The sequence below is a fragment of the Novosphingobium sp. 18050 genome (genome assembly GCF_902706195.1).
Classification (GTDB): Bacteria; Pseudomonadota; Alphaproteobacteria; order Sphingomonadales; family Sphingomonadaceae; genus Novosphingobium.
In genome coordinates, this window is sequence record NZ_CACSJO010000024.1 from 1 (window position 1) to 13,035 (window position 13,035).

Sequence of the window (13,035 nt, forward strand, 5' to 3'; positions counted from 1 at the left end):
TTCCTTCGGGGCCGCCGCCGGGAGGAGGGCCGAAGCCGTCGGGCGGAGGGCCGTCGCCCGGAGGCGGGCCAAATCCGTCAGGCGGCGGACCGCCGGGGAAAGCGCCATCGGGGCCGCGGTCCTCGCGGCTGCCGTTGACGGTGATCTCGTTGCCTTCGCCCTGCTGGCCGCCCTGTTGCTCGGGAAGCTGCGCCAGGCCTTTTGCCTCCCCGCCCGGCTCGTGCGTTTCTTGCCCCTGAGGCCCCCATCGGCCCGGACCCGTCCGTTCCTCTCCGGCGCCCGGCGATGAACGCCACTGGGACCGCCGCTCGGGCCGCTTGGCCTTGCGCAGCTGCGCCGAGAAATTGAAGCCCCAGCGCAGCTGCTCGGTGCGCTGGCGATAGATGTTCACCGGCCGGGCATCGACTTCCACCAGCGTGCCCCCGGCATCGCGCATGAAGCGGTCGGGGAAGGCGTCCTCGACCGCTGCGGTCACCCCGCCCAGGCTCATCACCGCGTTGCGGTTGCGGCTGTCGACATAGCTGGCGGTGAAGTTGAGCTTCGGTTCGCTCGTCAGCTTGGCGTTGACGCCCAGCCGGAAGACGTGGCGATCGTCAGACTTGAGGCCGGCATTGCCTCCCGTCACGCTGGTCACCAGTACGGTCTGGCCGGTGACGTAATCGTAGACCCGCTGGTTGCTGCTGATGGTCACCGGATTGCCGAGCTGCGCCACGGTGGGGGCGCTGCGGTCCTGATTGACCGACGCAATCACGCTCACCCCGGTAACCGGTGCCCAGTTCACCCCGTAGCCGAAAGTACCCAGCGTTCCATAATCCGAAACTTGCGTGATCCCGCCGTTGAGGTTCAGGCTGATCGTGCCGATGCCCCCCAGCACGCCCTTACTGCGGCTGGTCAGCGGCACATCGACACTGAGCCTGGCGCTGCCGTTGGTGCGGTTGGCGTCGCCGCTGCTGGTCAACCCGTCGCGCACCGTGGTCGAGGACTGCGCGGTGAAATCGCCGCCCAGCTTCAGGCTTACGCCAAGGTCGCCTGCGGGAAGCTTCAGCAGCTTGCCGAACAGCAACACGCTGGCACTGCCGGTATCGCTGTTTGCATTGGCGCGGTTGGTGACCATGTTGCCCAGCAGGGCGCCAGATAGCGTGGCATAGGGATCGACGGCGGTGTTACCGCCGTCCAGCGCAGCCTGTAGTGCGCTGATATCGTACCCGTTGTCCGACCGGGTTTCCGACTGCGAATGCGCGTAGCTGCCGATGACAGACAGTTTCCAGCGCGTGGACAGGTCGACGTTCAGCGTACCGCCCGCCGAGACACTGCCCGAATTGGTCGCCTTGCGCAGCGGATCGGTCGACAGATAGCGTTTCAGAGGCGTTTCGGTGCCGTCCGAGTAGGGATTGTCGGCCGGGATCGTCAGGTCGCCGGTGGCCAGTCCGTCCAGCCCGCGGCTGGTCGCGTATGTGCCCTTCAGGTTGAACGAGGCGTTGGAAGTGGCGCTCAGTTCGTGCGCGAGGCCGGCGCCCAGCGCATAGTTGCGGGTCGATGCCTGCAGTGTGCGATTGGCAGTCTCATCGGCGATGCCGCCTGCGGGAGTCACGCCGCTGGCGGGATCGGCGGCGATGCCCCGATCGCTTTCCAGGATTGCGGCCTGGGTATCGACCTTGCCGGTCAGGTTCAGCCGGTCGTTGTCGTGGATCTGCGTGTACGTGAAAGCGCCCGATCCCTGTCCGCCCCCGCCCTGCGCCGCCATGCCGCCGCCAAGGTTGGCGACGCGCGACTTGAAGCGGCGTTTGAGGATGATGTTCACCACTTTCGCCTGCGCATCGTAGCCGTACTTGATGGCCACTTCCTCGGGCAGGATATCCACCCGCAGAACCGATTCCACCGGCAGGTCGCCCACCTCGTTGACACCCGAGACGCGCTTCCCGTTGACCAGCACGACCGGCCCGCTCGACGCATCGCGCCCTGCGATGCTCGTGGTCTGGTCGGCCAGCTCGGCAAGGAGATCGCTGACCGAATCGACACCGTAAGAGGCGATCTCCGCCTGCCTGATCTGGTTTTCCGGCGGTACATCGCCGATTACAGCGCCCGGCACGGCCTGCCCGGTGACGATGATTTCATCCTCGGCCGACGCTTCGACAACCGGCGCCTTTTTTGCCGAAATCGGCGCGGCGGCGGTTTTCTGCGCTACCGCTTCCCCCGATATCGCCGTCGACGCGAGCAGGATGCATAGCAGGCCGGAGCCGGACCGGAGGGGGAGCGTGTTCCTCATGATCTCCCGGCTATGATGACAAGGGCTCACAAAGTAGCCGCAAATGGTAAGAAATTGTATTGGCCTCGCGGCGCGTCGTGAAGGCCGCGACGGGAAATCGAAGCCAGAAGCAACATTCCGCGACTTCGTCCCTTGTCGACAAGGAACAATCGCATGCCTCACGGGAAGGGATTAAACGTTGCTCACCGTCCACCACCTCGAAAATTCGCGGTCGCAGCGCATCCTGTGGATGCTCGAAGAGCTGGGGATGCCCTACAAGGTCACCCGGTACGAACGGAACAAGGAAACGATGCTCGCGCCGCCTGAACTGCGCGCGGTACATCCCCTCGGCAAATCACCCGTCATCGTCGACGGGGATGACGCAGGCGAGCCGCTTACAGTCGCCGAAACCGGGGCGATCATCGAATATCTGGTAGAAAAGGCCGGCGGCACGCTGGGTCCTCCGAATGAACGGCAGGAGGCGCTCCACTATCGCCATTTCCTGCATTATGCAGAAGGTTCGCTGATGCCGCCGCTGCTCATCAAGCTGGTGCTGGGCAGAATCCCCCTCCTCGGCAAGACCGCGCAGAGGCGGCTGCAACCGATGATCGACGTGCACCTCAATTTCGTGGAAAGCGAGCTTTCCGCCCGGCCCTGGTTTGCAGGAGATACCTTCACCGCCGCTGACATCATGATGAGTTTCCCCCTGGAAGCTGCGCGTGATCGCGGCGGTCTGGACGGCTCCCGGCCCGCGACGACAGCATGGCTCGAAAAGATCCACGCGCGCCCTGCCTACCAGGCCGCGCTGGCCAGCGGCGGTCCCTACAAATACGTCTGAGAGGGCGATCCGCGCCTTACGTAACGGCGCGGATCGTCTGCACGCCCGGCTCGATATCGTCGTGCTTGGACGCCGAAGCGACCAGGGCGTCGTGTTCGGCGAACACCCGCTCGATCTCGTCGCGCTTGTCGAAGATCATGCGGGCCACGCCTCCGGTCATACCCCCTTCTTCGCCGACCCGCCCGAGGACGCCGGCAAGATCCTCCAACGTAGCCCGTTCAGCGCTGCTATGGAGTCCACCCTTGGAATCGCGATAGGCGATGCATTCGCTTGCCATGTGCCGTCCCCTTCTCTGGATAGCAATAAAATGCGCCAGTTCGGCCAGAGTTGCATCCGTAATTCTACGGAGCATGGGCTTCAGCCCCCGGGTTTTTCTGCGGATGCCCCCAGAGGTGCCTACCAGCCCCGGTTTCAGGAGCGCTTGGTCGCCCCTCACTCGCCCCTTCCCGATGCCGGGACGCCGATGCAGATGGTAGACAGGGCGGGTACAAGCCCCGATTCGGCAGCGGCAATATATTTGTTATGCCTGGATGCTCCGCTTCCCGACGTATGATTAGCCGCTCGCAGTGAAGCCAAATCCCAATGGTGCTGGGCCAAAACCCAATTCTGGCGCATACTCGCACCGGCCCGGCGGGAACGCCCGGCCCGCATGCGAGTTAGCAGTTGCAGCATCACGGGAATTGCAGGTTTCCGGGCACTATCGGCATGTTTAGCAGCCATGCCCCCACCCTGCGCCCTTACCATCTGGAGTGTCGCGATGTCGCAGGGGTCCGCCGAATTTTCCTTCGCCAAGCCAGAGCGCCTGATCCACGAACTTGGCGCCGAATATACCGGCCAAGGCACGCATTTCGCAGTCTTTTCCGAAAATGCCGAGGCTATGGAACTGTGCCTGTTCAGCGATGACGGGGCGCAGGAAGTCTCACGCATGGAACTGCCCTCGCGCGAGGGATCGGTGTTCACCGGCTATGTTCCGCGGGTACGGCCCGGGCAGCTCTATGGCTTTCGCGCCCACGGCCCCTACGAGCCCGAGCGCGGCCACCGCTTCAACCCCAACAAGCTGCTGCTCGACCCTTATGCTCGCGAAGTCTCGGGCGCGGTCCGCTGGGACGATGCCCTGTGGAGCTACGACCTCACAACCGGCGACGACACCACGTTCGACGAGCGCGATTCCGCCCCGTTCATGGTGAAGAGCGTAGTGCAGGACCCCGATTTCGACTGGGAAGGCGACCAGACCCTGGCCCGCCCCTGGACCGAAACCGTAGTCTACGAAGCCCATGTACGCGGCCTTACCATGCAGCACCCCGACGTGCCCGAAGCCTTGCGCGGCACATACGAGGGCATGGCCAGCGAGCCGATCCTCCACCACTTGCGCAAGCTGGGCGTCACCGCGATCGAACTGCTGCCCTGCCAGTTCTTCCTCGACGACCGGATGCTGCTGGATAAGGGGCTGTCGAACTACTGGGGCTACCAGACCCTGGGCTTCTTCGCACCCGAACCGCGCTTCCTGCGCTCGGGCGACGTCGCCCCGCGCGCGATCAAGCAGTTCAAGGACATGGTGAAGCGGTTCCACAAGGCCGGGATCGAGGTCATCATGGACGTGGTCTACAACCACACCGCCGAAGGTTCGGAAAAAGGCCCGACGCTGTGCTTCCGCGGCCTCGACAACGCCAGCTACTACCTGCTGAGCCCCGAGAACCCGCGCTACAGCTTCGACACCACCGGCACCGGCAACACGCTGCAGGTAGCCCATCCGATGGTCATGCGCATGGTCCTCGATTCCCTGCGGTACTGGGTGCAGGTGATGCATGTCGACGGCTTCCGCTTCGACCTGGCCTCCACCTTGGGCCGCGAGGCGGCGGGTTTCGACCGCGAGGGTGGATTCTTCGACGCGATCCGGCAGGACCCGATCCTCGCCGGCGTGAAGCTTATCGCCGAGCCATGGGACGTGGGGCTCGGCGGCTATCAGGTGGGCGGCTTCCCCCACCCGTTCCGCGAATGGAACGACAAGTTCCGCGACACCACCCGCAGCTTCTGGCGCGGCGACGAAGGTCAGGTGGGAGATATCGCCCAACACCTGATCGGCTCTCCGGTCCAGTTCAACCACTCCGACCGGGGCGCGACCAGCTCGATCAATTTCCTCGCCGCGCATGACGGTTTCACGCTGATGGACACCGTATCCTACAACGACAAGCACAACGAGGCGAACGGCGAAGGCGGTGCCGACGGGCACGACAACAACATCTCCGACGACATGGGCGCGGAAGGTCCGACGGACGATGAAGGCATCATTGCCGCCCGCGCCCGCCGCCGCCGCGCGATGGTGGCGACGCTGCTGGTCAGCCAAGGCGTGCCGATGCTCCTTTCCGGCGACGAGATCGGCAACAGCCAGAAGGGCAACAACAACGTCTACTGCCAGGACAATGAACTCGGATGGGTCGACTGGAGCGCGCGCGACGACGAATTCCTCGAATTCTGCACGAACATGATCGCGCTGCGCCACCAGTTTCCGGTGCTCAGCCAGGAGAACTTCCTGCAAGGCGACGCCAGCGACAACGAGCGCGTCGAAATCGCATGGTTCCAGCCCGACGGCCGGCCGATGGACCAGGAGTTATGGAACCAGGAGGGGCTGCGCGTGCTGGGCATGATGATCGACTATTCCGCGCGTGAGGTCTTCCTAGACGGCGGACGGCCGCTGTTCGCCGTGCTCAACGCGGGCGACGAACTGGACTTCGTGCTGCCCAGCGGCAACGGCGCGGATCGCTGGGTTCGGGTACTGGATACCGCCCGCGACGATCCCTTCACGTCCGAGGCGATCCCCGGCGAGACGGCGGCGATTTCGCCCGCCAGCCTCTGCCTGTTCCGTCCCGTCTGAGCGGGGCGAGGACATGACCAAAGCATGGGGCGCGGCCCCAATCGACGGCGACCGATGGCGCTTCGGCCTCTGGGCACCGGACGCCAGACGCGTCGCCATAGAGCTAGGCGCGTCGGTCCTGGCGGCCCGGCCTGCCGGCGATGGATGGTGGCAGCTCGATACCAAGGCGCAGGCGGACGACGCCTATCGCTGGGTGGTCGACGGCGGCGCCTATCCCGACCCGGCCGCCCGCGCCCAGACCGGCGATGTCCACGGTCCCTCGCGCCTCGTCGATCCGTCGCGCTTCGTATGGCAGCAGGAATGGCCCGGCCTGCCGTGGCACGAGGCGGTCATCTACGAACTGCACATCGGCACCTTCACTGCGGAAGGTACTTTCGCCGCCGCCATCGACCACCTGCCGCGCCTGCGCGATCTTGGCATCACCATGATCGAGTTGATGCCCGTGGGCCAGTTCGACGGGGCGCATGGCTGGGGCTACGACGGTGTGCTTCCTTACGCGCCGCACCCTGCCTACGGCACACCCGACGATCTGCGCGCGCTGGTGGACGCGGCGCACGGACAGGGCATGGGTGTCCTGCTCGACGTGGTCTACAATCACTTCGGCCCGTCCGGGAACTACCTCGCGGCGTGGAACCCCGCCTTCTTCCATGAAGGTCGCCCCTCTCCGTGGGGACAGGGCATTGCCTTCGAAACCCCCGCCGTGCGCGAATTCTTCATCGCCAACGCCCTGCACTGGCTGGACGAATACCGCTTCGACGGCCTGCGCCTCGACGCCGTCCACGCCATTGAGGACCACTCGGCCAAGCACTTCCTCGATGAGCTGGGCGACCGCATCCGCAGCCATGTGGCCGGCCGGCCCGTCCACCTTATCACCGAGGACGAGCGCAACCTCGCGCGCTATTTCACCCCGGAAGCGCCTTTCGACGCGACGTGGAACGACGACTGGCACCATGCCGTCCATTGCCTGCTGACCGGCGAGGACGAGAGTTACTACGCCTCCTTCGCCGTGAACCCCATCGGCGACATCGCCGCCGCCCTCGCAGACGGTTACGTCGAGCAGGGGCAGACCAGCCGCAACGGCAAACCGCGCGGAGAACCCTGCGGACACCTGCCGCGCACTGCTTTCGTCAACTTCCTCGGCAACCACGATCAGGTCGGTAACCGCGCCAGGGGCGAGCGTCTGCACCAGCTGGCCCCGGACAAGCACGCCCTGCGCGTGGTCACCGCGCTGACGCTGCTTTCCCCGTTCGTGCCGATGCTGTTCATGGGCGACGAGTTCCTGACCTCGGCCCCGTTCCAGTTCTTCGCCGATTTCTCGGGCGACCTTGCCGAGGCCGTACGCAAGGGCCGCGCGGAGGAATTCGCCGGGTTCGCCAGCTTCGGCGGCGAAGTGCCAGATCCGATCGCGCGCGAAACCTTCCTCGCCTCGAAGATCGGCGAGCCGGACCGTCCCGAGCAGTGGGAACACGAACAGTTTATCCACGGTCTGCTGACCCTGCGCGCCGAACATGTCGCCCCGCTGCTGGCGCAGAACCCGAACCCGGTCGCCGCCGTGTACCGCACCGGACCGCAGATCGAGGCGCAGTGGGCCTTCGGGCCGACCGCCCTGCTCGTGCGCGCGCGGCTGGGAGCCGGTGAAGGCACCGATTTCAAACCGCACCCTGCGCCGATCCTGCAACTGTCCGATCCATCCAGCCCCTTTGCATTCTCTGCCGCCGTGACGGCCTTGTGAGACGGGAGTGACCTCGATGCCGCCAGCCGTACCCGTCGCCACCTACCGCCTCCAGCTGCGCTGCGGCGTCGACCTCGACCGCGCGCGCGCGCTGCTGCCGTGGCTGGCCGAACTGGGGGTGAGCCACCTCTACCTCTCCCCGCCGTTCCACGCCGCCACCGGCTCCACCCACGGCTACGACGTGATCGATCCCACCCGCATCGACCCCGTGTTGGGCGGTGAGGAAGCCTTCACGGCACTGAGCGAGGCCGCCCAGCGGATCGGCATCGGCATCGTGATCGATATCGTGCCAAACCACATGGCGTTCACGCCCGAGAACCCGTTCCTCGCCGATGTCCTGCGCCATGGAGCGGATAGCCGCTTCGCCAGCGTGTTCGACATCGATTGGGAGAAAGGTCCGATACACTTTCCGGTCCTGGACGGCACCGTGGCCGAAGTGCGCGCAGCGGGGCAGATCGCGCTTGCGGGTAGCGAGGACGATCCGAAGCTGCGCATCTACGACCGCGAATATCCCCTGCGCCTGACGCCGCTCACCCAGCGCCTGGCGCAGGCTGCGGGTGAGTTGGACGACCCCGCGCTCGATGCCCTGCTGACAGAACAACACTGGTCGCTGGGTGACTGGCGCAAAAGCGCCGATCGTATCGTCCACCGCCGCTTCTTCAATATCACCGACCTCATCGGCGTGCGGCAGGAAGACACGGAAGTCTTCACTCTCACCCACCGATGGATCATCGACGCTGTCGCGGCCGGCCGGGTGCAGGGGCTGCGGGTCGATCACATCGACGGGCTCGCTCGCCCCGGCGGCTATCTCCACCGCCTGCGCGAGGCCGTGGGCGACACCCCGATCTGGATCGAAAAGATCGTCAAACCCGGCGAAGAGATCCCCGCAAACTGGCCGATCGAGGGCATGAGCGGCTATGAGTTCATGAGCCCGGTCACCCGCCTTCTGACCGATCCCGACGGTCTTGCCGCCATGCGCGATGCGGCGGACGGGGCGGTGCCGCCCTCCACCGCGCAGGAAGTGCGCAAGGTGCGCGGAGAACTGCTGGAACAGGTCTTCACGCCCGAACTGGAGCGAGTCACCGACGCCGCCATGGCTGCACTGTCAGCCGACGTGGATTTCCGGCCCGCGCTGATGGACGCCGTCGTGCGGCTGGCGACGGCCTGGCCCGTCTACCGCTCCTACGCCGCAGACCTGTGCCCCCTGTCCCCGCAGATCGCCGAGGCCGTGGCGGCAACGGGCACTCAAGCGGGTGCAGCCCGCCTGCTGGACCTGCTGCGCGCACCCGACGACCCGCTCGCCCGCGCTTTCGGCGCGCGATTCGAACAGTTGACCGGCGCCCTCACCGCCAAGTCCGAAGAAGACACGGTGTTCTTCCGCAGCGTCGCCTTCCTGCCCCTGTGCGAAGTCGGTGCCGAGCCCGACCTCGACCCGTTCGACCATGAAGGGTTCGAGGAAGTCATGGCGATGCGCGCGGCCCGGACGCCGCTCGCCCTCGATACCCTTTCCACCCATGACACCAAGCGCTCCGCCGATGCGCGCGCGGTGCTGATCGCCCTCAGCCACTTTCCGCAAGCGGCACGGGACCTTTACATCGAAGCCCGGGAAGCTGCCCTTAACCTCGGCCTGCCGGAAGGTTGGGGCATCTACGCCCTGCAAACCGCGCTGATCCTGCGCGGCCAGCCTGACGCCAACGAGCGCCTTGCCGCCCACATCGCCAAGGCCATGCGCGAGGGCAAGGAACTGTCCCGCCACGAAGCCCCCGACGAGACCGCCGAAGCCGCCGTCACCGCTCTTGCCCGTTCGCTGCTGAACGACCTGTGCGACGGCACTTTGATGTCTGCGGAATTTGCCGCGTCGTTCGACGCGGCTGTGGAGACGGTCGTGCTTGCCCAAGTCGCCCTGCAACTCACCGCGCCCGGCGTGCCCGACATCTATCAGGGCACCGAAGGCCTCGCCATCGCTCTCACCGACCCCGACAACCGCCGCCCTGTCGACTGGAACGGGCTCGAGACTATGGACGAAGATGACACCAGCCTTTCCGCCCGCAAGCTGGTGCTGACCCGCGAACTCCTCGCCCGGCGCCGCGCCGCGCCGCGTCTTTTCGCGCAAGGCAGCTACCGACTGGTCGCCGCCGACAACGCGCTGCTGGTCGAACGCGGATGGGACGGCGAAAAGTTCACATTCGCCATCCCGATCCCGGTGAAACAGGCCGCGCCGGGTCCAAGGCTCGCCGATCAGTCCGCCTGATCGGTTGCCCCGCGCGCTCTACAGTCTGAACAGAAACCCGCTCAGCCGCATTTACTGAAACCGCATTGGAAGCAGGTCAGGCACCCTTCGATGCGGTGGGCGGTATCGCGCTTGCAGTTGGGGCATTCCTCGCCGTTCTCTTCCGCGCTAGCCGTTCCGACCACGGGGGCAGGATCATCGAACAGCTCCTGCTGCGGTGCGGAATGCATACGAAGGATGCGCCCCATCAGCGCAATGAGGCTTGGGGCATAGCGCCCCTTCTTTTCGCCCTCCAGCCTCACGAACGTGCCGCCCTTGGGGGAGTGGACCCGCTCCAGTTCCTCGAACAGGAAGGTCGCATCCCCGCGCCGGCACGCGGCGGAGAGTGTGCGGGTCAGCGCCGCCATCGCCTCGAAATTCTCCACCGAGCTGGTCGAAATGAAGATTTCGAACGGCACCCGCCGCCCGTCGCCGTGCACGTAGTCGTTGATGGTGAGGTAGTAGTTCTCGCCGTCGACCGGCCATTTGATCTTGATCGTCTTGCCGGACAGGATTTCCGGCCGCTTCAGGATCGCCTGCTCCTCGGGCGTGGCGGGCGTCGCTGCAGCAGGAGCCGCTTCGGCAACCGAAAGGACCGAGCCGCGCACGCCGCTGGGGCGGTAAGTCGTGCAGCCCTTCATGCCCATCCGGTAGGCGGTGAGGTAGACCTCGCGGAATGCCGCGTAGCTCATGGTAGCCGGGCAGTTGATGGTCTTGGAAATGGCCGCATCCACCCACCGCTGCGCGGCTGCGGCAACCGCGATATGGTCCTCCACTGAAAGTTCCAGCGCGCTGACCATGTAGTCCGGCAAAGGCGCCGCCGGATCGAAACCGGGCAGGCGGCTGTAGAGGAACCAGCCATAATCCTCGACCTCGAACTGTTCGGTCTTTTGCTCCGTCGCGTTCTGCTCCACCACCACAGCGCGGTTGTAGTGCCAGCTGAAAGTCGGCTCTACGCCCGAACTGACATTGCCGTAGAAGATCGAGGTCGTGCCGGTCGGCGCCAGCGTCAGCAATACGCCGTTGCGGATGCCGTGAGCGGCGATCTCATCGCGCAGGTCCTGCGGCAGCTTGGCCAGAAACGGTGCGCGCGCGAAGGCCTTGGCATCATAGGCCGGGAAGACGCCGCGTTCCTGTGCGAGTTCCACCGAGGTACGGTAGGCCGCTACCGCGATCGCCTCGCCCAACTGTTCCACTAGCGGCACCGCGCCCGCGCCGTAGCGCACCCGCATCTGCTGCAGCAGGTTGCCAAGGCCGGTATAGCCAAGCCCGATGCGCCGCTTCGCCAGCGCTTCCTCGCGCTGTTCGGGGGTGGGGAAGGGCGAGGTGTCGAGCACATTGTCGAGGAAGCGCACGCCCGTCGCCACGGCGGCCTTCAGCCGGTCCCAGTCAACCCGCGCAGCGTCGGTGAAGGGATCGAGCACCATGTTCGCCAGATTGACGTGGCCAAGATCGCAATCGCCATTGGGCGGCAGCGGCTGCTCGCCGCATGGGTTGGTTGCGGCGATGGTTTCGCAGTAGTTGAGGTTGTTGAGCGCGTTCACCCGGTCGATGAAGATGACGCCGGGTTCGGCAAAATCGTAAGTCGTGCGGGTGATGAGGTCGAACAGTTCCGCCGCCGGCAGCCTATGGTAGACATACCAGGGCGCCCCGTCCTTCTCCAGCACCTCGACGTGCTTGCCATCGGCGCGCGGCACGGCAAAGCCGAGGTCCCAGTGCCGCCCCTGTTCCAATGCCGCCATGAAATCGTCGGTTATCGTCACCGAGACGTTGAAGTTCTTCAGGAAATCCTTGCGCGTCTTGGCGGTTACGAAAGCCAGCACATCGGGGTGCCATACGGGCAGCACGCCCATCATCGCACCGCGCCGCGATCCGCTGGAACGAATGGTCACGCACATGCCGTCCCACATCGCCATGAACGGGATCACGCCCGACGATACCGATCCGGTACGCCCGACCAGCGCGCCGTCGGGGCGGATCGTGCCGAAGTCCATGCCGATGCCGCCGCCCTGCTGCTGGGTAAAGGCCGCCACGCTGAGCGCAGGCATGATGCCCACGCCCGGCTGACCCGGCTCGGTGTCCATCGAATCCTGGATTGTCGGGCTGACGAAACAGTTGATCCACGTCACCCGCTTGGCCGTACCTGCCCCTGCAAAGATGCGCCCGCCGGGCACCCAGTCACGCGCTTCCAACGCGGCCAGCGCCAATGCGGCGTGCGCCGTGTCCTTCGCATAGACCCCGGCGATGACACGGCGGAACGTGTCGGACGGCGTGGCCTCCTGCCCATGCCGATATTTCTCGCGCCAGATATGCACGGTTACGGGCTGGTCGAGAGGGCCTTGGCTGTCGGTTCCGGTCATCGGAGGTCGTCTGTCCGTTTTGCTGGTTGAGCCCATGAGGGCAGAAAAATCCCAAAGTCGGTGTCAGGCACGCGGCCTGAAAAGCGATAGCGCATTGCGCATGTAGGCCGCCTTGCCCTCTTCCGAATTGATCCAGGGCAAAGCCACGGACCGCATCATCAAGGGCATCGCGACGGCCCCGATCAACATCGTGAGAAATGTCTCTGCGTCACATTCCGGCGGCAGGATGCCTGCGGCTTCCGCTTCGCGCAACAGCGGCAGCAGCGCTTCGTCATTGAGGTTCCAGATATGCTCGATCACGTAGTTGCGCCGCTCGCCCGGGCGGGAGATTTCGTCGGCGAAGAAGCGGCCGAGATCGGGCATTTCGAGGCTGAAAAGCACGAAGCGCTCGATGGTGGCATGGAGCCGCGCCTCGATGGAAGTCTCGGCTCCATCCGCCGCAGGAAGGTAGGCGTCCTTCAACCCGGCCGAAACCTCATCGACGACCGCCCGCCAAAGCCCGAACTTGCCGTCGTAGCGCCGCACGATCAGCGCCGCATCGACGCCGGCCTCCTGCGAGATGTTGCGCAGGCTGACGCCGGCATAGCCATGCTGGGCAAAGGCGCGCAGTGCCGCCTGCAGGACTCCGGTCGGGTGGGGTGCATCCTCCTTGCGAGGGCGACCACGGCTGCGCTTGATTACAGGTACTTGCATGACCGGGATGCTAAGCGACGCCTTGG

The 13,035-nt window shown here is 65.5% G+C and carries 8 protein-coding genes; 4 read left to right on the forward strand and 4 right to left on the reverse strand.

Translation table 11 applies throughout. The annotated features are described in order from the left end of the window. A partial coding sequence (locus GVL61_RS19235) for a TonB-dependent receptor (RefSeq protein WP_159982278.1) occupies nt 1–2,266 on the reverse strand: 2,266 nt, incomplete at its 3' end. 178 nt (nt 2,267–2,444) lie between these two features. On the opposite strand from GVL61_RS19235, the gene GVL61_RS19240 reads away from it, so the two are divergent. Then, nucleotides 2,445–3,083, forward strand: coding sequence for a glutathione S-transferase family protein (locus GVL61_RS19240; RefSeq protein ID WP_159982279.1), 639 nt, complete (start codon nt 2,445–2,447; stop codon nt 3,081–3,083). A gap of 16 nt (nt 3,084–3,099) precedes the next feature. Here GVL61_RS19240 and GVL61_RS19245 read toward each other — a convergent pair whose 3' ends face one another. After that, nucleotides 3,100–3,360 (reverse strand): hypothetical protein, encoded by a 261-nt coding sequence (locus GVL61_RS19245; protein ID WP_159982280.1) that lies wholly within the window; start codon nt 3,358–3,360, stop codon nt 3,100–3,102. Between the two features lie 480 nt (nt 3,361–3,840). Between GVL61_RS19245 and glgX the strand changes: the two genes are divergently transcribed. Genes glgX through treY form a run of 3 tightly spaced genes read left to right on the forward strand, consistent with a single transcriptional unit; the run spans nt 3,841 to nt 9,938 of the window. Continuing rightward, the gene (gene glgX, locus GVL61_RS19250; RefSeq protein ID WP_159982281.1) at nt 3,841–5,955 is read left to right on the forward strand and encodes a glycogen debranching protein GlgX; all 2,115 of its coding nucleotides are present in this window, start codon (nt 3,841–3,843) and stop codon (nt 5,953–5,955) included. Nucleotides 5,956–5,968: 13 nt separating this feature from the next. Next, entirely contained in the window at nt 5,969–7,687 is a 1,719-nt protein-coding gene (gene treZ, locus GVL61_RS19255; protein WP_159982282.1) for a malto-oligosyltrehalose trehalohydrolase, read from the forward strand. Nucleotides 7,688–7,703: 16 nt separating this feature from the next. Further along, nucleotides 7,704–9,938 (forward strand): malto-oligosyltrehalose synthase, encoded by a 2,235-nt coding sequence (gene treY, locus GVL61_RS19260; protein ID WP_159982283.1) that lies wholly within the window; start codon nt 7,704–7,706, stop codon nt 9,936–9,938. 41 nt (nt 9,939–9,979) lie between these two features. Here treY and GVL61_RS19265 read toward each other — a convergent pair whose 3' ends face one another. Together GVL61_RS19265 and GVL61_RS19270 are read right to left on the reverse strand one after the other, a co-directional pair. Then, on the reverse strand, nt 9,980–12,316 hold the full coding sequence (locus tag GVL61_RS19265; protein WP_159982284.1) for an adenosylcobalamin-dependent ribonucleoside-diphosphate reductase: 2,337 nt from the start codon (nt 12,314–12,316) through the stop codon (nt 9,980–9,982). A gap of 63 nt (nt 12,317–12,379) precedes the next feature. After that, a complete protein-coding gene (locus tag GVL61_RS19270) occupies nt 12,380–13,009 on the reverse strand; it encodes a TetR/AcrR family transcriptional regulator (protein ID WP_159982285.1) in 630 nt (209 codons plus the stop codon). Between the last annotated feature and the right edge of the window lie 26 nt (nt 13,010–13,035).